Origin of the sequence: Amycolatopsis sp. NBC_00348 (assembly GCF_036114655.1) — a bacterium.
Lineage (GTDB): Bacteria > Actinomycetota > Actinomycetes > Mycobacteriales > Pseudonocardiaceae > Amycolatopsis.
Genome location: NZ_CP107994.1, coordinates 7,122,545 through 7,141,573, shown reverse-complemented (window position 1 = coordinate 7,141,573; position 19,029 = coordinate 7,122,545). Strand labels below are relative to the sequence as shown.

The 19,029-nt window shown below is 71.4% G+C and carries 16 protein-coding genes; 9 read left to right on the top strand and 7 right to left on the bottom strand.

Annotated features, from left to right (window positions below; genetic code table 11):
• Position 1 precedes the first annotated feature (1 nt).
• A complete protein-coding gene (locus tag OHS58_RS31165) occupies positions 2-1,483 on the bottom strand; it encodes a helix-turn-helix domain-containing protein (RefSeq protein WP_328644883.1) in 1,482 nt (493 codons plus the stop codon).
• A 115-nt stretch (positions 1,484-1,598) separates the two neighbouring features.
• Here OHS58_RS31165 and adh point away from each other — a divergent pair, with 115 nt between their 5' ends.
• Positions 1,599-3,122 carry an aldehyde dehydrogenase gene (gene adh, locus OHS58_RS31160; RefSeq protein WP_247058008.1) on the top strand — a complete coding sequence of 508 codons (1,524 nt, stop codon included), beginning with the start codon at positions 1,599-1,601 and terminating at the stop codon, positions 3,120-3,122.
• Complete coding sequence (locus OHS58_RS31155; RefSeq protein ID WP_328644882.1) at positions 3,122-3,490, top strand: DUF779 domain-containing protein; 369 nt, start codon at positions 3,122-3,124, stop codon at positions 3,488-3,490. Before adh ends, OHS58_RS31155 begins: the two co-directional genes overlap by 1 nt.
• On the opposite strand, the gene OHS58_RS31150 is transcribed toward OHS58_RS31155, so the two are convergent.
• Positions 3,459-4,835 (bottom strand): M20 family metallopeptidase, encoded by a 1,377-nt coding sequence (locus OHS58_RS31150; RefSeq protein ID WP_328644881.1) that lies wholly within the window; start codon positions 4,833-4,835, stop codon positions 3,459-3,461. The genes OHS58_RS31155 and OHS58_RS31150 overlap by 32 nt on opposite strands.
• 54 nt (positions 4,836-4,889) lie before the next feature.
• Here OHS58_RS31150 and OHS58_RS31145 point away from each other — a divergent pair, with 54 nt between their 5' ends.
• Positions 4,890-5,573, top strand: a complete 684-nt coding sequence (locus OHS58_RS31145) for an MOSC domain-containing protein (protein ID WP_326944494.1) — start codon at positions 4,890-4,892, stop codon at positions 5,571-5,573.
• Positions 5,563-6,165: a TetR/AcrR family transcriptional regulator gene (locus tag OHS58_RS31140; protein WP_326957665.1), complete on the top strand. Its 603-nt coding sequence runs from the start codon at positions 5,563-5,565 to the stop codon at positions 6,163-6,165. The genes OHS58_RS31145 and OHS58_RS31140 overlap by 11 nt, the downstream gene beginning before the upstream one ends.
• Positions 6,166-6,218: 53 nt before the next feature.
• Here the strand turns inward: OHS58_RS31140 and OHS58_RS31135 are convergent, their stop codons facing one another.
• Both OHS58_RS31135 and OHS58_RS31130 read right to left on the bottom strand, forming a co-directional pair.
• A complete protein-coding gene (locus OHS58_RS31135; protein ID WP_328644880.1) occupies positions 6,219-7,787 on the bottom strand; it encodes a beta-N-acetylhexosaminidase in 1,569 nt (522 codons plus the stop codon).
• Between the two features lie 67 nt (positions 7,788-7,854).
• A complete protein-coding gene (locus OHS58_RS31130; protein WP_328644879.1) occupies positions 7,855-9,732 on the bottom strand; it encodes a propionyl-CoA synthetase in 1,878 nt (625 codons plus the stop codon).
• Between the two features lie 195 nt (positions 9,733-9,927).
• On the opposite strand from OHS58_RS31130, the gene OHS58_RS31125 reads away from it, so the two are divergent.
• Complete coding sequence (locus OHS58_RS31125) at positions 9,928-11,685, top strand: serine/threonine-protein kinase (RefSeq protein ID WP_328644878.1); 1,758 nt, start codon at positions 9,928-9,930, stop codon at positions 11,683-11,685.
• 72 nt (positions 11,686-11,757) lie between these two features.
• On the opposite strand, the gene OHS58_RS31120 is transcribed toward OHS58_RS31125, so the two are convergent.
• A complete protein-coding gene (locus tag OHS58_RS31120; RefSeq protein WP_328644877.1) occupies positions 11,758-12,327 on the bottom strand; it encodes a class I SAM-dependent methyltransferase in 570 nt (189 codons plus the stop codon).
• 82 nt (positions 12,328-12,409) lie between these two features.
• Between OHS58_RS31120 and OHS58_RS31115 the strand changes: the two genes are divergently transcribed.
• Entirely contained in the window at positions 12,410-13,123 is a 714-nt protein-coding gene (locus tag OHS58_RS31115) for an AraC family transcriptional regulator (RefSeq protein ID WP_328649884.1), read from the top strand.
• Between the two features lies 1 nt (position 13,124).
• On the opposite strand, the gene OHS58_RS31110 is transcribed toward OHS58_RS31115, so the two are convergent.
• Complete coding sequence (locus OHS58_RS31110) at positions 13,125-14,693, bottom strand: dolichyl-phosphate-mannose--protein mannosyltransferase (protein WP_326944488.1); 1,569 nt, start codon at positions 14,691-14,693, stop codon at positions 13,125-13,127.
• A 79-nt stretch (positions 14,694-14,772) separates the two neighbouring features.
• Between OHS58_RS31110 and rsmI the strand changes: the two genes are divergently transcribed.
• From rsmI to OHS58_RS31095, 3 genes are all read left to right on the top strand, one after another.
• Complete coding sequence (gene rsmI, locus OHS58_RS31105) at positions 14,773-15,609, top strand: 16S rRNA (cytidine(1402)-2'-O)-methyltransferase (RefSeq protein ID WP_328649883.1); 837 nt, start codon at positions 14,773-14,775, stop codon at positions 15,607-15,609.
• 4 nt (positions 15,610-15,613) lie between these two features.
• Complete coding sequence (locus OHS58_RS31100; RefSeq protein ID WP_328644876.1) at positions 15,614-15,841, top strand: hypothetical protein; 228 nt, start codon at positions 15,614-15,616, stop codon at positions 15,839-15,841.
• A gap of 188 nt (positions 15,842-16,029) precedes the next feature.
• Positions 16,030-18,444, top strand: a complete 2,415-nt coding sequence (locus tag OHS58_RS31095; RefSeq protein WP_328644875.1) for a LamG domain-containing protein — start codon at positions 16,030-16,032, stop codon at positions 18,442-18,444.
• Here the strand turns inward: OHS58_RS31095 and OHS58_RS31090 are convergent.
• Positions 18,441-18,917, bottom strand: coding sequence for a QsdR family transcriptional regulator (locus tag OHS58_RS31090; RefSeq protein ID WP_326951666.1), 477 nt, complete (start codon positions 18,915-18,917; stop codon positions 18,441-18,443). The genes OHS58_RS31095 and OHS58_RS31090 overlap by 4 nt on opposite strands.
• Positions 18,918-19,029 lie beyond the last annotated feature (112 nt).

The window sequence follows — 19,029 nt, the reverse complement described above, 5'->3', positions numbered from 1 at the left end:
GTCAGCGCAAGCGGGCGCGGTGGCCCGCGACGGCCGCGCGGCGGGGGTCCGCCGGCGGGAGCGTCTTCAGCAGCGCGTCCAGGACCTCGAAGTCGTCGACGCCACAGGGGGTCTCCCAGAACGACCACAGCACCGCCGGGTCGGTGCTGTTCAACGCCACCTGGCGGACCTGCGCGGTGAGCGTCTCGCGCTCTTCGCGGATCGCCGGGGCCTCCGACTCCGGCAGCAGTGGCCCGCGGAACACGCGCATGACGTCCGCCGGAGAGCTGGACCGCAGGGCCGCGCGAGCCTGGACGAAGTCCGCGTCCACCTCGGCCGCCAGGCGGTACGGGCGGGTCTGCACCACCGTCGCGCCCAGCTGGGAGCGCAGGCGATGGATCTCGGCGCGGACCGTCACCGGGTTGCCCGTCTCGCCGTAGAGCTGCAGGGCCAGCCGCTCGGCCGAGAGGCCGTTCGGGTGCAAGGTCAGCAACGTCAGGATCTCCGCGTGGCGCAAGGTGAACGGCACGTCGCGACCGTCCACTGTGGTCATTCCGGCGCCCTCGGCCAGGTACTCGAGACGCAGCCGGGGGCGGTGCCCGCCGCCGCTGCTGCCGGTCGCGCGCAGCCGGAGCAGGTAGCCCTCGGCCAGCGGCTCCATCGTCGCGATCCGGCCGTCGGGGAGGGCGACCGTGCCGCCGCCGCGGCGGACGTCCACTGTGGCCGGCAGCAGGCACGCCTGGGCCGCGAGCACCCGGCCGCCCGCCGAGAGCAGGGCGCCGGGGCGGCCGCGCAGGGCCTCCAGGTGGGGCATGTTGGCCCGCCGCAGCCGCTCGTCGCGGACCGCGAGCTGGGCGCGCAGCTGCCCTTCGGCGAGCTGCGCGGTGGCCGTGACCAGCGACAACATCGCCGGGTGCACCGTGCGCAGCGGGCCGCTGACGTCGATCGACCCGAGCAGCACCCCTGTCTCCGGGTCGCGCACGGGCGCCGCCGCGCACGTCCACGTGTGGTAGCGCCGGACCAGGTGCTCGGCCGAGTAGATCTGCACCGGCTCCCCGGTCGCCAGCGTCGTGCCCATGGCGTTCGTGCCGATCGCCGACTCGCTCCACCGGGTGCCTTCGGAGAGGCCGACGCGGTCGGCGCGCACCAGCTGGTTCGCCGCGCCCTCGCGCCACAGGATCAGGCCCTCGGCGTCGGTCACGATCATCACGTGCTCGGCGTCGTCGGCGATGCTCACCAGCATCTGCCGAAGCACCGGCAGCACGGGCGCCAGCGGGTGGGCCTCCCGCAGCGCGGTCAGCACGTCGACGTCGTAGACGAACGGGGCCTCGCCCTCGTCCGGGTCGACGTGCGCGGCCAGCGAGCGGTCCCAGGACGCCGAGACCACCGAGCGTGGCGAGCGCGGGCCCGGCAGCCCGGCCAGCACCGCCGCCCGGACGTGTTCGAGCAGCCGCGCGTACGACTCCGGATCGCGCAGCAGTTCGGGCTCGGGCGCCTCTGCCACGCTCTCCAGAGTAGAGACCCAGCTCACAGCGCTGCAACGCTCGTGCAACGTTGCCCGGCCTACGTTCGGCGGGAGCCCGAGCACCGCCGTCACTCCGAGCAATGAGGCAGGGAAGATGGTCCAGTACGCCGCACCGAACACCGAAGGCAGCGTCGTCAGCTTCGAATCGCGCTACGACCACTACATCGGCGGCGAATACGTGCCGCCCGCCGGCGGCCAGTACTTCGAGAACCCGACTCCCGTCACCGGGAAGACCTTCTGCGAGATCGCCCGGGGCACCGCGCCGGACGTCGAGAAGGCCCTCGACGCGGCCTGGGGCGCGGCCCCCGCGTGGGGCAAGACCTCCGTCGAGGAACGCGCCGGCGTCCTGCTCAAGATCGCCGACCGGATGGAGCAGAACCTCGAGAAGATCGCGGTCGCCGAGGCCTGGGAGAACGGCAAGGCCGTCCGCGAGACGCTCGCCGCCGACATCCCGCTGGCCATCGACCACTTCCGCTACTTCGCCGGCGCGCTGCGCGCCCAGGAGGGCGGCATCTCGCAGATCGACGAGAACACCGTCGCCTACCACTTCCACGAGCCGCTCGGCGTGGTCGGCCAGATCATCCCGTGGAACTTCCCGATCCTGATGGCGGTCTGGAAGCTCGCCCCGGCGCTGGCCGCGGGCAACGCGATCGTGCTCAAGCCGGCCGAGCAGACCCCGGCGTCGATCCACGTGCTGATGTCGATCATCGGCGACCTGATCCCGCCGGGTGTGCTGAACATCGTCAACGGCTTCGGCGTCGAGGCCGGCAAGCCGCTGGCCTCCAGCAACCGCGTCCGCAAGGTGGCCTTCACCGGCGAGACGACCACCGGCCGGCTGATCCTGCAGTACGCCAGCGAGAACATCATCCCGGTGACCGTCGAGCTGGGCGGCAAGAGCCCGAACATCTTCTTCGACGACGTCGCCGCGCAGAACGACGCCTTCTACAACAAGGCGCAGGAGGGCTTCACGCTCTTCGCGCTGAACCAGGGCGAGGTCTGCACCTGCCCGTCGCGGGCGCTGGTCCAGACGGGCATCTACGACAAGTTCATGGGTGACGCCGTCGAGCGCGTCCGCAAGATCAAGCAGGGCCACCCGCTCGACACCGACACGATGATCGGCGCGCAGGCGTCCAACGACCAGCTCGAGAAGATCCTGTCCTACATCGACATCGGCAAGCAGGAGGGCGCCGAGATCCTGATCGGCGGCGGCCGCAGCGACCTCGGCGGCGAGCTGTCCGGCGGCTACTACGTCGAGCCGACGGTCTTCGCGGGCGACAACAAGATGCGGATCTTCCAGGAGGAGATCTTCGGCCCGGTCGTGTCGGTGACGAAGTTCGACGACTACGACGACGCCATGAAGATCGCCAACGACACCCTCTACGGCCTCGGCGCCGGTGTCTGGTCCCGGGACGGCAACACCGCCTACCGGGCCGGCCGCGACATCCAGGCGGGTCGCGTGTGGGTGAACAACTACCACGCCTACCCGGCCCACGCGGCCTTCGGCGGTTACAAGGCGTCCGGCATCGGGCGGGAGAACCACAAGATGATGCTGGATCACTACCAGCAGACGAAGAACATGCTGGTCTCCTACTCCGACCAGGCGCTCGGGTTCTTCTGATGACCGAGCGGGTGGCGTTGACGGAGGAGGCGGCCGACCTCCTCCGGAAGCTCGCGGCGACCCACGGACCGGTGATGTTCCACCAGTCCGGCGGGTGCTGCGACGGAAGCGCCCCGATGTGCTACCCGAAGGGCGAGTTCAAGACCGGCCAGACCGACGTGCGCCTCGGCGACCTGGTCGTCGAGGGCATGGAGGACGTGCCGTTCTGGATGTCCGGGCCGCAGTTCGCGTACTGGAAGCACACCCACCTGACGGTCGACGTCGTTCCCGGTCGCGGAAGCGGGTTTTCGCTGGAGGCGCCCGAAGGCGTGCGTTTCCTGATCCGCTCCCGCCTGTTCACCGACGAAGAGTCGGCGGCGCTGAACTGAAGGCACTGAACAACGCCGTGGCGAGCACCAGCCCTTCCCGGGCGACCGGGGCGAGCTGGTGCTCGTCCGGCGCGTGCTGCAGGCAACCCGGGTAGGAGTGCGGCAGCCACAGCGTCGCCAGGCCGAGGACGTCGGTGAAGACGTGGTTGGGCAGGCCGCCGCCGAAGTTCGGCAGGACCGCGACGGGCGTCGCGGCGACCTCGTCGAGCGCGGCCTTCGCCCAGGTGACCCACGGGTCGTCGACCGGCGTGCGGCTGGCCCGGAAGTCCCCGCCGACGCTCACGTCGACCATTGGGAACCCTTGTGCGGCAAGGTGTTCCGTGACGGCGTCCGGGATCTTCCCGACGTCGGTCCCGGCGACGTACCGCAGTTGCAGCACCGCCCTCGCGCGGCCGGGGATCGCGTTGACCGGGCGGTCGACGTTGCCCGCGTCGAGCGCGAGGACTTCGAGGGTGTTCCAGCCGTAGAGCCGTTCCGCGCCGGTCAGGCCGGGCGCGCCCCAGCCTTCGTCCGGCACCGGGTCGCCGGGCGTGTTCGCGATCTTGAGACCGTCTAGGGCCGCGCGCACGCCGTCCGGGAGTTCCGGCGGCAGCAGTTCGGGCACCTGGACGCGGCCGTGGCCGTCGACCAGGCTCGCGATCGCCCCGGTGAGCGTGGTGGCCGGGTTGCGCAGGACCCCGCCCCAGTTGCCGGAGTGGTAGGCGTCCGGGCGCAGGTCGACGTCGAGCGCGAACCGGATGGCGCCGCGCGCGCCGAGGAACAGCGTCGGTGTCGCGGCGTCCAGGCGTGGGCCGTCGGAGGCGATGAGGACGTCGGCTTTCAGGAGGTCCTGTTCCTGTTCGGCGAACTCCGTGAGGCCGGGCGAGCCGATCTCCTCGCCGGTTTCGAAGAGGAACTTGAGGTTGAAGCCGAGCTTTCCGCGGTCGGCCAGCAGGAGCCGCAACGCCGTCAGGTTGATCAGGTGCTGGCCCTTGTTGTCGGCGGTGCCGCGGCCGTACCAGCGGTCGCCGTCGGCGGTCAGCGTCCACGGGTCACGGCCTTCGCCCCACTCGCCGGCTTCGCCCACGACGTCGGCGTGGCCGTAGCAGAGCAGCGTCGGCCGGTCCGGTGATTCGGTGCGGACGCCGACGAGGAACGGGCCGCCCGCCGGGTCCGGGTTGGCGTGCTGCGTGACTTCGCAGCCCAACGCCGTGAGCGCGGGGGTGAGGACTTCGTCGAGGTAGGCCTGGATGGCGACGCGGCCCTCGGGGGCGTCGCTGACCGTGGGGTACGCGACGAGCGTGGCCAGTTCGGCGAAGAGGGCGCCGGAGTCGACGTGGGCGCGGGCCTGGTCGAGCAGTTCCATGTCCGCCAGCCTAGAGGGGGTAAACAATACGAACGATCGTGCTATCTTCGAGACATGAACGTCGACAGCGTTTACGTGGGGGAACCGAGCGTCCTGGGGTACCGACGCGAGCTGCCGGTGCTGAGCGGGATCACCAAGGCGCTGGTCACGGCGCCGGAGCTGAAGCTTGCCGAGCTGAACCTCGACGGCGACCGGCAGGCCGACCTCACCGTGCACGGCGGCCCCGACAAGGCGGTCTACGTCTACCCGGCCGAGCACTACGCGGCCTGGCGCGAGGACGGCTTCGAGGTGTCGACGGCCGACTTCGGCGAGAACATCTCACTGTCCGGGGTCACCGAGGACGACGTGCGGATCGGGGACGTCTGGGCCTGGGGTGACGCGCTCGTGCAGGTCTCCCAGCCGCGGTCGCCGTGCTTCAAGCTCGCGATGAAGACCGGCCGCAAGGACATCACCCCGGCGATGATCGACTCGGGGCGCTCCGGGTGGTACCTGCGTGTGCTGCGGCCGGGCACCGTGCCGACGTCGGGCGCGGTCGAGGTGGTCGAGCGCGCGGACGCGCCGACGGTCGCCGAGGTGTACGTCATCTCGTTCGCGAACTACGGGCAGCTGCCATCGGAGCACGTCGGGTCGGCGCTGGACTTCGCCGACCGCGTGCTCGCGACGCCCGCGCTCGCCGAGCAGTGGAGCGTCTGGATCCAGTCCACTGTGGACCGGTGGCGGGCTCGCCGTGCCGGTTGACGGCCGGGTCGCGCGCGGAGACGTCACGCGCAAGCTGGTGCTGCGGCGGGCGGTGGACGTCGCGTCGGTCGACGGCCTCGACGGGCTGTCCCTCGGCCGGCTGGCCGCCGAGCTGGAGCTGAGCAAGAGCGGCGTCTTCGCGCTGTTCGGGTCCAAGGAGGACCTGCAGCTCGCGACGGTCGAAGCGGCTCTCGAGATCTTCCGCTCGTACGTCGTGACGCCTGCTTCGGACGAGCCGCCGGGCTTGCCGCGGCTGCGGGCGATCTGCGAGAACTGGCTGGACTACTCGGAAAAGCGGATCTTCCCGGGCGGCTGTTTCTTCTTCAACGTCGGCGCGGAGTTCGACGCGCGCCCGGGCCGGGTCCACGACGCGGTGGCCGCGGCGAACGGCTCGTTCGCGGCCTTCATCCGCGCGTCGGCTCTCGAAGCGGTGACCTTAGGCCACGTAGACGTCGACCCCGAAGTCCTGGCCTTCGAGCTGCACGCGCTGGGTCGCGCGGCGAACGCGGACTCCGTCCTCACCGGCACCACCACGCCGTACGCCGTGGCCCGCCGCGCCATCCACGCCCACCTGGGGGCCGAAAGTCCGTGAATGCCACATTGAGGGACATAGTGTCCCTCAATGTGGCATTCACGGACTTTGAACTACTTCCAGTCGACCTGGGGGCTGCGGTAGAAGTTGATGCCCTGCAGGGTCCAGCGGGGGGACTGCTTCGCCAGGCGGACGCGGTAGGCGTCCCAGTTGTGCGTGGACTTCGGGGACCAGCCGATCTCCGCGATGCCCGGCAGACGCGGGAACGCCATGTACTCGAGGTCGTCGCTCGTGCGGAGCGTCTCCGTCCACAGTGGAGCTTCGACGCCCGCGACCTGGTTCTCGCCGACGCCGGTCACCAGTGACGCCGGGTCCCAGTCGTAGCCGTCGCGCACCTCGATCAGCGCCGCCCAGTCCTGGCCCAGCGGCGTCGACTCGTCGTACTTCATGTCCAGGTACGCGTAGTTCGCCGGCGACATCAGGATCTTGTTGCCCCGGGCGGCCGCGGCCGCGACGGAGGCGTCGTCACCACCGAAGTCCCAGTACTGCGGGATCGCCGACACCGGCGGCGACGCCTTGGCGATCTCGTGCCAGCCGGTGATCTTCTTGCCGTACTTCGCGACGATCGGCGCCACCTTCTGCTCGAAGGTGATGTAGTCGGCCGGCGGTGTCGCGTGCGCCTCGTCGCCGCCGATGTGCAGGTACTGGCCTGGCGTGATGGCCGCCAGTTCGCGCACGACGTCGTCGACGAACCTGTACGTGATCGGCGAGGAGATGCACAGCGAGCTGTAGCCGACCTCGGTGTCCGTCCGCGGCGGGACGGCGACGCCGTCGCAGTTCAGCTCCGCGTACGTCGACTGCGCCGCGTTCGTGTGGCCCGGCATGTCGATCTCGGGGATCACCGTGATGTGCCGCGAAGCCGCGTACGCGACGATGTCCTTGTACTGCTTCTGCGTGTAGTAGCCGCCCGGGTCGCCGTCGGCCGCGGTCTTGCCGCCGACGGTCGCCAGCTTCGGCCAGCTCTTGATCTCGATGCGCCAGCCCTGGTCGTCGGCCAGGTGCAGGTGCAGCGTGTTGAGCTTGTACTGGGCGATCTGGTCGATGTAGAGCTTGACCTGGTCCGGCTGGAAGAAGTGCCGCGCGACGTCGACCATCGCGCCGCGCTCGCCGAAGCGCGGGTAGTCGAGGATCGTGCCGCCCGCGACGGTCCACGTCCGGTGCTGCACGTGCTTCGCCTCGATCGCCGACGGCAGCAGCTGCCGCAGCGACTGGACGCCTTCGAAGAGGCCGTCCGCGGTGTTGGCGCTGAGCTTGACGCCGTCGCGCGCGACCTTCAGCTGGTAACCCTCGGTGCCGATCCGGGCGTCGTGGCCCAGTTCGAGCGAGATCGCCGGCAGGCCCCACGCGCGCGGCACGACCGGCAGCGGGTAGCCGGTGGCCGGGCGCAGCAGGCCGCGCAGGTAGTCCGCGACCTGGCCGGCGCCGCGGTCGGCGCTGATCACGGTGAACGGCGTGAGCCGGAAGTCCGCCTTCGCGTCGGCCTTCGCCGACACCGGCGCGGGGACGACGTCGGTCACGCTCCGTTCTGGGGCCGCCGGCGTGGCTTCGGCGGTGGCGGCGGGCAGGCCGACTGCCGTCAGACTCACGACAGCCGCGGTCAAGACGGCTCGGGACAAGCGCATCAAGGCACCTCCGGTCGGGGACTCCCTCACAAAGGTACAGACCAGCCGGTGTATTTGGAACAATACTTTACGAAGTGCGCAACGCCGCCCGGATCGCGTCCAGCACGGCGGGATCCTCGATGGTCGACGGCACCGCCTCGTCGCGGCCGTCGGCGATCGCGCGCATGGTCTTGCGCAGGATCTTCCCGGACCGCGTCTTCGGCAGAGCGTCCACAATGGACACGTCGCGGAACGCGGCGACCGGGCCGATGTCGCGGCGCACCGTCGCCACCAGCTCGTCGCGCAGCTGGTCCGCGGGCGTGTCGACGCCCGCCTTCAGCACGACGAACCCGCGTGGCAGCTGGCCCTTGAGCTGGTCGGCGACGCCGATGACCGCGCACTCCGCGACCGCCGGGTGCGAGGCCAGCGCGGCCTCCATCGACCCCGTCGACAGCCGGTGCCCGGCGACGTTGATGACGTCGTCGGTGCGGCCCATGACGAACAGGTAGCCGTCTTCGTCGAGGTAGCCGGAGTCGCCGGTCAGGTAGTGGCCGTCGTAGCGGGAGAGGTAGGCCTCGCGGTAGCGCTCGTCGTCACCCCAGAGCGTCGGCAGCGAGCCCGGCGGCAGCGGCAGCTTGATCGTGATGGCGCCTTCGCGACCGGCCGGCAGCTCGTCGCCGGCCTGGTCGAGGATCCGGACGTCCCAGCCCGGCACGGGCTTGGTCGCCGACCCGGGCTTGACGTCCATCGGCTCCAGGCCGCGGAGGTTGGCCGCGATCGGCCAGCCCGTCTCGGTCTGCCACCAGTGGTCGATCACCGGCGTGCCGAGCTTCTCGCGCGCCCAGTGGTAGGTCTCCGGGTCGAGCCGCTCGCCGGCCATGAACAGCGTCCGGAACTGCTTGAGGTCGTACTTCTCGAGTTCTTTCGCGTCCGGGTCGACCTTCTTGATCGCCCGCAGCGCGGTCGGCGCGGTGAACAGCGCCTGGACGCCGTGCTCGGCGATGACGCGCCAGAACGCGCCCGCGTCCGGCGTCCCGACCGGCTTGCCCTCGTAGAGCACCGTCGTCGCCCCGGCCAGCAGCGGCGCGTAGACGATGTAGGAGTGCCCGACGACCCAGCCGACGTCGGACGCCGTCCACCAGACGTCGCCCGGGTGGACGTCGTAGATCGCGGCCATCGACCAGGCCAGCGCCACCGCGTGCCCGCCGGTGTCGCGGACGACGCCCTTCGGCTTCCCGGTGGTCCCGGACGTGTAGAGGATGTAGAGCGGGTCGGTCGCCTTGACCGGCACCGGGCCGGCCGGGGACGCGCTCGCGGCCAGCTCGCGCCAGTCGACGTCCCGCTCGCCCAGCTCGGCGGGCGCCTGCTCGCGCTGCAGCACGACGACGTGGTCCGGCTGGTGCTCGGTCAGCGCCAGCGCGGCGTCGATGATGGGCTTGTACTCGACGACGCGCGTCGGCTCGATCCCGCACGACGCGGCCAGGATGACCTTCGGCTTCGCGTCCTCGATCCGGGCCGCCAGTTCCTTCGGCGCGAACCCGCCGAAGACCACCGAGTGCACCGCGCCGATCCGCGCGCAGGCCAGCATCGCGATCACGGCTTCGGGGACCATCGGCAGGTAGACGATCACCCGGTCACCGTGCGTCACGCCGAGCGAACCCAGCGCACCGGCGAAGCGCGCGACCTCGTCGCGGAGCTGTTCGTAGGTGAACGTGTGTTGCTGTCCGGTCACGGGGGAGTCCCAGATCAGCGCGTCCTGCCCGCCGCGGCCGGCCTCGACGTGGCGGTCCAGGGCGTTGTAGGAGGTGTTCAGCTCGCCGTCGGGGAACCAGCGGTAGAAGGGCGGGTTCGTGTCGTCGAGGGCCCGTTCCGGGGCCTTCGTCCAGGTGATCGTCTTGGCCGCTTCCAGCCAGAACGCGTCCGGCTCGGCCAGGCTCCGCCGGTAGGCTTCGGAGTACGCGCCCATTGCCGCTCCTTCGCGTCGAACGTCCCGCCGGTCCCATCATGACGCCGCGACGGCGGGCCCGCCGGATTCCGCGCGGGATTCGGCCGCCGGAAAGACCCGGCAACCCAACGGCGGCGGCGAGCGTCCTAAGCTGGACCGCGGGGAAATGCCGCGTGACGGTAAGACGTGAACACGGACAGTGAGGGGAGCCCGGCAGTGAACGGACTCGCGAGCGCGTTGCTCTCGCTAGCCCATTCCTTGTTCGGCCCGGGCTTCTGCCCCGGCGACTGGGTCTGGGCCACGAGTGCGGCGGGCGCGCTCGTCGCGTTGCTGCCGCCGATCGGCGCGCTCGTCGTCTCGATCATCCGCAAGGGCACCGGCAACCGGTACGACCTGACGACGCTGTCGGTGTTCGGCGTGATCGGCCTGCTCAGCACGCTGGTGCTGCCGTGGCTGCTGTCGAACGGCGTGTCGGGCGTCTACCGCATGGTGTTCGCCGGCCAGAAGTCCGGGCTGTCCGCGAGCGAGGTCGCGACGCTGAAGGGGCCCGGCGGCTGCTGGGTCGACTCCCAGGTCAACTACCTGGGCGGCCGGCAGACGGTCTTCGACGTGCTCTCCTCCGGCAGCACGGGCGCCGACGACCTCCCGTTCTTCGTGTACCTGCTGGCCTTCATCGTGCTGCCGGCCGGGTCGCTGCTGTTCGTGATGCTGCAGGGGCGCACGGCGTTCCGCCGCGGTCCGAAGTGGCCGTCGCGGTTCTTCTGGATCCCGTTCGTCGCGATGGCCTTGTTCAGCGTCGGCATGGAAGCGAACACCGCGCTGCACTTCTGGCTCGGGTTCCTGCCGTTCAGCGTGCTGGGCCTGATCCCGGTCGCGATGGTCGGCCCGCCGCCGTGGTCGGTGATCAACCGGCCGGACGTGCCGCCGCGCCGCGAGCAGGAGCCCTACCGGCCGCCGCAGCAGCCGCCGTCGCAGGTCCAGCCGCGGCCCACCCCGCCGCCGCCTCCGCCGCCCCCGATCAACAAGCCGTACCCGAAGACGGCGCTGGCGTCCGCGCCCGAGCCGCCCTCAATGGCGGGCGCGCTGGCCGCGGCGCCGGGCCCGATCCCGCCGCCGCCCGGCTCGCGCAACGCCGGCGGCAGCCGCTACCGGCGCGTCAAGCAGCTCGGTGCGGGCGGCTTCGGCACGGTCTGGCAGGCCGTCGACACCCAGCTCAACCGCACGGTCGCGCTGAAGATCGCGCACGCGCCGGACCGCGACACCGCCGAGCGCATGCAGCGCGAGGCCCGCGCGCTGGCCGTCGTCAGCCACCCGAACTGCGTCAAGGTGTACGACCTGGCCGAGGAGCCGGACGGCCTCGCGCTGGTCATGGAGTACCTCGAGGGCCGGCCGCTGGCCGAGCTGGTCGACGGCCAGGGCCCGCTCGACGACATCGCCGCGGGCCGGCTGTGGGCGACCATGGCGGGCGCGCTCGCGGCCGCGCACGAGAAGGGCGTGCTGCACCGCGACATCAAGCCGTCGAACGTCGTGCTCGACCCCAGCGGCCTGGCCCACCTGATCGACTTCGGCATCGCCCGCAGCCAGGGCGACTCCAAGATGACGGCGACCGGCATGATGATCGGCACGCCGGACTTCGTCGCCCCGGAGCAGGCGATGGGCGCCACGGCCTCACCGGCGTCCGACGCCTGGCAGCTGGCGGCGACGATCAGCTACGCACTGACGGGCCAGCCCCCACGCGGCACCCGCGAGACGCCGATGGCCGCGCTGATGGCCGCGGCGCGTGCGGAACCGGTGTCCCGGCTGCCCCAGCGCAGCGCGCACGCACGGCTTCTGGCGGCGTCCTTGGACCCGGAACCGCGACGCCGTCCGACGCTCAACTCGGTGCGGCGCGAGGTCGAGGGCTGGCTGTCGAGGGCGGGCAAGTCCCTGGACGGCCCGGTGACCCGGGTGGTCCCGCGCCAGCCCCACCGCTGACCCAGACCCGTCGTGAGTGTTTAGGGCGGTTCTAACCGCCCTAAACACTCACGACAAGCCGCGGCAGACCCCTCAGCCGGGCTTCGACGCGGAGAAGATCACCAGCTCCTTCGGCCGGACCTCGACGTCCACCTGCTCGAAGCCCGCCTTCGCCAACCGCGCGGGGAACGTGCCCGCGTCGACGACGTTCATCGTGTCGCCGATGTGCAGCAGGCGGAACCTGAGGTTGAGCTGGCCGTCGCTGCCGCAGTACGTGCCGCCCGGGCGCAGGACCCGCGCGGCCTCGGCGAAGATCGCGTCCTGCAGGCGGTCGGTCGGCACGTGGTGCAGCATCGTGAAGCAGACGACCGCGGAGAACCGGCCCGACTCGAACGGCATCTCCGCGCCGCTGCCCTCGACGACGTCCGCGCGGGCGCCGTACTTCGCGCGCAGCAGCTGGGTCGACGCGGGGTCGATCTCCAGGACCGTCAGCTTCGGCACCACGTCCAGCAGCACCTTCGTCGTGGCGCCGAAGCCGGGGCCGATCTCGAGGACGTCGTCGCCCAGTTCCCGCTCCGCGAGCCACGGCGTGAGGCGCTCCTCGACCGTGTTCGCCCACTTCTCCGAGCTGCAGATCTTGCGGTGGATCAGGTTCATCGGCATGGCTTCGACGTTAGGGAGCCGCCGCGGTGACCGGTAGCCGATAGACTGACAACCGATGTCGCAAACCGGCCAACCCCACGCGATGCTGCTCGGCGAGGTCGATCTGCCGGCCGGCACCTGGTTCCCGTGGCACGAACACCCCGTCCACCAGCTCGTCTGGGCGGCCAGCGGGGTCATCGCGGTCAAGGCGGGCGACGCCGGCTGGGTCCTGCCGCCGACGCGCGCGCTGTGGATGCCCGCCGGCGTCCAGCACCGCACCGGCGCGCTCGGCAAGGCCGCGCTGCGCGGCATCTACGCGCACCCCGACCGCAGCCCGGTGGCGTGGCCGGAGCCGCGGCTGGTCGCCGTCCGGCCGCTGCTGCACGAGCTGCTGGAGTACCTGACCGGCGACGGCGTCGCCCCGGAGGCTCGGCTGCGGGCCGAAGCCGTCGCGTTCGACCTGCTGGAACCGCTCGACGTCGTGCCGATCGTGGTGCCGTCGCCCGCCGACCCGCGGGCCCGGGACGTCGAGGCGGCGGTGCTGGCCGACCCGGCCGATCCGCGCGGCCTCGCCGAGTTCGGCCGGGACGTCGGCGCGGCCGAGCGCACGCTGGCGCGGATCTTCGTCCGCGAGTGCCGGATGCCGTTCGGGACGTGGCGCACCCAGGTGCGGTTGCGTGCGGCGCTGCCGTTGCTGGCGCAGGGAATCCCGCTGACGACGGTCGCGCACCGCGTCGGCTACAGCTCGGCGAGCGCGTTCGTCGCCGCGTTCCGGCGCGCGGTCGGCGTCACGCCCAGGGCGTACTTCGCGGGCTGAGCTACCGCCAGGACGGCAGCCAGCGTTCGGCTTCCCACTGGCCGGTCGTGATCGCGATGCCGTTGAGGATCGGCCACAGCCAGGCGAAGTTGGCCACGACGAGCCCGACGTACAGGCTGACGACGAGCAGACCGGTCCCGCGTCTTTCGAACCCGCGTTTCGCGCTGCCCAGGATCTGGCCCAGGCACAACGTCAAGCCCAGCACGAGGAACGCGGCCAGCGGCGTCGCGTAGAAGAAGTACATCTGCCGGTCGATGTTGGTGTACCAGAAGACGTAGCCGCCGAGGTAGCCGACGAGGACGGCGGCGTAGCGCCAGTCCGCGCGGAAGATCGAGCGCCAGGCCGACCAGGCGAGCATCGGGATGGCCAGCCACCACATCGCCGGCGTGCCGATCAGCATCGTCGCGCTGACGCAGCGGGACTCGCCGCAGCCGGTGACTTCGCCGTCGTAGCTGTAGAGCATCGGGCGCAGCCCCATCGGCCACGTCCAGGGCTTCGACTCCCACGGGTGCGGGTTGTCCTTGGGCGTGACCAGGGTTTCGTGGAAGTGCAGGACGTTCGCCGAGTAGTCGCCGAGCGAGCGCAGCGACGCCGGGATCCAGCCCCAGACGCCCGGCGCGATGTCCTTGATCTCGGTGTAGTGCCGGTCGGTCGCCGTCTCGCTGGCGAACCACGCCCAGTACGCGCCGAGGTACATCACGAGCGGGATGAGCAGGATCGCCCACAGCGCGGGCGCGACGTCCCGGCGGATCGTGCCCAGCCAGGGCCGTTCGACGCCGGCCGCGCGCCGCGCCGCGACGTCGAACCCGACGCACAGCAGCCCGAACGCGACGATGTAGTAGAGCGCCGACCACTTGACGCCGAAGGTCAGGCCGATCATCAGCCCGGTCGCGAACCGCCACCAGCGGAAGCCGAGCTTCGGCCCCCAGACCGTCTCGTTGACCCAGCCCTCGCGGACGGCCGTCGCGAGCCTGGTGCGCACCTGGTCGCGGTCGACGAGCAGGCAGGCGAACGCGGCGAGCACGAACAGCGCGATGAAGATGTCGAGCATGCCCATCCGCGACTGCAGGTGCAGGACGCCGTCGCTGATCACCAGGATGCCGGCGATGGCGCCGAGCAGCGTGGACCGGGTGAGCCGGCGGGCGATGCGGATGGTCAGGAAGATGATGAGCGTGCCGGCCAGCGCGGGCATGATCCGCCAGCCCCAGCCGTTGTAGCCGAACAGCCACTCGCCGACCGCGATCAGCTGCTTGGCCAGCGGCGGGTGGACGACCAGCTCGTAGCCGTAGTTGTCTTCGTAACCGCCGTTGCGCAGCACCTGCCACGCCTGCGGGACGTAGTGCTTCTCGTCGAAGACCGGGCTGCCCTTGTCGGTCGGGCTGCCGAGGTTCTGCAGCCGGACGATGCCGCCGATCACGGTGAGCACGATGGTCACGAGCCAAGCGCGCAGCCGGTCGTCCGGCATGCCGCGGCCGAGCAGGGTCGTCTCGCGGTCGGTCGGCGGCCGGAGCGCCTCGACCGGGCCCGGCCGGACGCTTTCGTCGTCGGGACGGGTCAGCACGGCGGTCACGGGGCGATCCTACGGGCGGGACAGGGCGTACGTCGTCCGGATCCGCCGACCCGCCTAGGCTGGCCGGGTGAGCTCATCGGTGACAACCGGCCGCTTGGTCCTGGCCGCTACCCCACTCGGCGACGTCCGCGACGCTTCGCCCCGCCTGGCGGAAGCGCTGGCCGAAGCCGACGTCGTGGCCGCTGAGGACACCCGCCGCTTCCGGTCGCTGGCCTCGGCCCTGGACATCACCCCGCGCGGCCGCGTGGTGAGTTTCTACGAGGACGTCGAGACGGCGCGCCTGCCCAGGTTGCTCGAATCGTTACAGGCGGGCGAGACGGTGGTGCTGGTGACGGACGCCGGTATGCCCAGTGTGTCCGATCCGGGCTTCCGCCTGGTGGCCGCGTGCGTCGAAGCGGACATTCCGGTGACGTGCCTGCCGGGCCCGTCCGCGGTGACGACGGCGCTCGCTTTGTCCGGTTTGCCGTGTGACCGGTTCTGTTTCGAGGGTTTCGCGCCACGCAAGCCGGGCGAGCGGACGAAGTGGCTCACGTCGCTGGTCTCCGAGCCGCGCACGGTGGTGTTCTTCGAGTCCCCGCACCGGCTGGCCTCCCTGCTGGCGGACGCGGCCACGACACTGGGCGCGGACCGGCGCGCGGCGGTGTGCCGCGAGCTGACGAAGACGTACGAAGAGGTGAAGCGGGGCTCGTTGGCGTCGCTGGCGGAGTGGGCCGCAGACGGCGTGCGCGGCGAGATCACGGTGGTGCTGTCGGGCGCCGAGCCGCGTGCGGTGTCGGTGGCGGACCTGGTGGCGGAGGTGGCGGACCGGGTCTCGGCGGGCGAGCGGTTGAAGTCCGCGGCGGCGGAGGTCGCGGAGGCGACCGGAGTGTCCAAAAAGGAACTGTACGACGCGGTCCTGGCGGCGCGGAAGTCCTGAGCCGGTGCCCATCTCGCCTGAGCTGCGTGCCGCGTTGCGCGCGCTGGGAAGGTCGCGGGACGAGAAGCCTGACGGCGGAGACCTCGCCGCGTGGCGTGAGCGGGTCGCGGAGGCCCTGGAGACGCTGGCGCCGTTGCTGATCTTCCCGGAAGACCGGCGCCGGGCGGCCGCGGAGGCTGCCGAAGCCCGAGCCGAGGCGGCACGAATCCGCACATCGCGGCCACCCGAATGACGCACTCCGGGCCGGCGAGGGTCGCGCCGAACCGCCCGTTCACTCCAGGGCAATGTCCTGTATGTGCGACTTGTGGCGTGTGAGATCGAGATTGAGCCGTTCGGTCGCTACCGCCGCAGTCGATCATCGACGATCGTTCCCGGTGGGCGCGGCCAGGACTGTCCAGGTCGCGGAGGAGGGGTTTCCGCGTGTCTTCCGTTGTGCGTTCTTCCCGGTCGAGAGCCGGCCGTGGCGGGCTCTTCCTCGTGCTGGCCGTGGTGTCCGGGATCATCCCCGCCGCGGTCTTCGCGCGTCCGGCTGACGGCGCGACCGTCCCGCAGGCGCCCGGCGCGCCCGCGGTTTCCTCGCAGACGTACCCGGCCGATACGTTCGGCGGCGGCCCGGGTGTGCCTGGTGACTTCACGTTCACGCCGGCCGGCACCGGGTCCCCGGTCGACCACTACGTCTGGCGACTGGACAACGCGGTCTCGCCGAGCTGCAACGGCGTCGAGGCCGGCACGGTGAAGCCGACGGTGCCGGGCGGTCCCGTCACCACGACCATCGCACCCGCCGGTTCGGGTCCGCACGTGCTGAGCGCGTGGGCGTGCGACAGCGCGGAGACACCGTCGGCGCGGACCGACTACTCCTTCTCGGTCAAGGACGCCGCGGCGCCGGTGGCGGCGTGGCAGTTCGAGGGCGACACCCGCTCGCAGTTTGCCGGCCTGCGCTACGCGGGTGCCGGTTCGGCCCCCTTCGCGCCGGGCAAGCTCGGTCAGGCGGTGCCCGTGAGCGGCCGGCCCGGCGACTACCTGGCGACGAGCGCGCGGGTCCTGGACCTCGGCAAGTCGTTCTCGGTGTCGGCGTGGGTCGACGCGGCCGACCTGAGCAAGCGGCGGGTGGTGCTGTCCCAGGACGGCGCCCGGACGAGCGGGTTCGCCCTGCAGTACCTGGAAACCGGCAAGTGGGCGTTCAGCCTGAGCGACTCGGACGTCGCGAACCCGGTCGTGCGGTCGGCGGTCTCGACGGCGGCTCCGGCGACGGGCGTCTGGACGCACCTCGCCGGCGTCTACAACGCGGCGGCGCACACAGCGACGCTGTACGTCGACGGCCAGGCCCAGCAGACGATCCCGGCCACGGCTTCGGGCGGGGCAGGCCCGCTGGTCCTCGGCGGCGGCCTGGCCGCGGGAGCGCGGGCGGACCTCTTCCACGGGGCGATCGACGAGGTGACGGCCTTCGGACGCGCCCTGTCCGCCGCCGACGTCACCACGCTCTACAACCAGAACGGCTTCCCGACCGGACTTTCCGCCACCCGTGAGTACACATTGGACGGTGACACGGCCGACGCCACCGGCGCCGACGGCACGCTGACCGGGGCGAACGTCGCCTACGGTCCGGGCTACTCGGATTCGCCGGGCCGGTCCGCGACCGACGACTCGATCGGCCACGGCCGGGGCCAGGCGCTGGCGGGCACCGGCGCGGTGACGTCGTCCCCGGTGGTGGACACCGCGGGAGGTCTGGCGGTTTCGGCCTGGGTGAAGCTGGACAAGCCCGGCTGCTACACCTTCGCCGCGCAGGGAGGCACCTCCGGCGACGCGTTCAGCCTCGGTGCCACGTCCGACAGCCTCGAGTTCGGGCTGAGCACCACCGGGGGCCTCTGGCGGTGGGCGAAGACTTCCATCACCCCGCATCTCGGGAAGTGGACCCACCTGACGGGTGTCCACGACGTGCTCGCGGGCAAGGAACGGCTGTACGTCGACGGCACGCTCGCCGCGGAAACGACGATCCCGGCGGGCACCGCGTGGCGGTCGACCGGCCCGTTCCAGATCGGCGCCTTCGCGGGATCGATCGACCAGGTCCAGGTGTGGGACCGCGCGCTGCCGGCCGCCGAGGTGGCCGAGCTCGCCAACACCGCCGTGCTGCGGGCGAACTACCAGCTCGACGGCACCACGACGGACTCGGTCAGCGGTGTCACGGGCACCCCGGGCGGGAGTTTCCAGCTGACGACCGACGACGACGGCGCGGACGTCGGCCGCTTCCCGTTCGACGGCGCCGCCCAGGTCGAAGGGCCGCGCCCGCAGAACTTCCGCAGCGACCGGAGCTTCACGGCCGAAGCCTGGGTCAAGCACACCTGGACCGAGGCGGACGCCGAGCGGGAGAAGCAGCGTGACCCGTCCGACCCCGCGGGCGTGGACAAGGCCGGCCGCACGGCGCTCGGCGCGAACAGCGCATCCTCCTCGCCGTACCTCCTGGGCTACCGCGGCGCGCAGGACGCGAACGGCACCTGGCGCCCCAGGTGGAACTGGACACTGGGCACGACCCAGGTGACGCCGGACGGGGACGCCGAGTCCGGCGTCTGGACCCACCTCGCCGGGACGTACGACGCCGTGACGCACCAGGCGTGCCTGTACGCGACGACGGACGCGTACGAGTACAGCCCGAAGTGCGTCGGTGACGTCACCGGCTGGAACGGCGCGAGCGATCTCGAGGACCTCTTCCTCGGGCGTGGTCGTGTCAACGGCCAGGACAGCGATCACTGGTACGGCGACCTGCGAGGCATCCGGGTTTACAGCGGCGTGCTCGACCAGCAGCACATCAACGTCGACACCATCCTCGACCACCCTTAGGTCAGCAGCGCGGTGACCGCGGCGTGGGCCTTCGACGCGTCCGGCGCGTCGCCCGTGATCACGTCCGTGTAGACGAACGACTCGCCGATCCGCACCAGCAGGTACGCCAGGTCCGGCACCGGTAGCGGCGGCACGAGCCGGCCGGCCGTGACCTCGAGGTCCAGCAGCTCCACCAGCTTCGCCGTGGTTCGCTGCTGGCAGACGCTCGCCTTGGTCGTCAACAGCCGCAACGCGCGTTCCGGTTCTCGGCGCAGGAAGTCGCGGAACGGTGGTGCGTCGTTCGCGAACCGGACGTAGCCGCTCACGAAGTCCGCCACGCCCGCGGCGCCGCGGCCCACCGACGACGGCCACAGCCGGGCGATCGACGTCGAGGATAGGGACCACAGGATCTCGCCCAGCAGCTGGTCGCGGCTGCCCACCCGGCGGTGCAGGGTCGCGCGGCTGATCGACAGCGCCGCCGCCAGCTCGCCCATGTCCACGCGGCGGCCGGCCAGGAACCAGTCGCGAGCCAGGTCGAAGGCAGTCAGTTCCGTTTTGATGAGCGCCAAGCTACCACGGCGTGAGACATATGCCAGAATGTCTCAC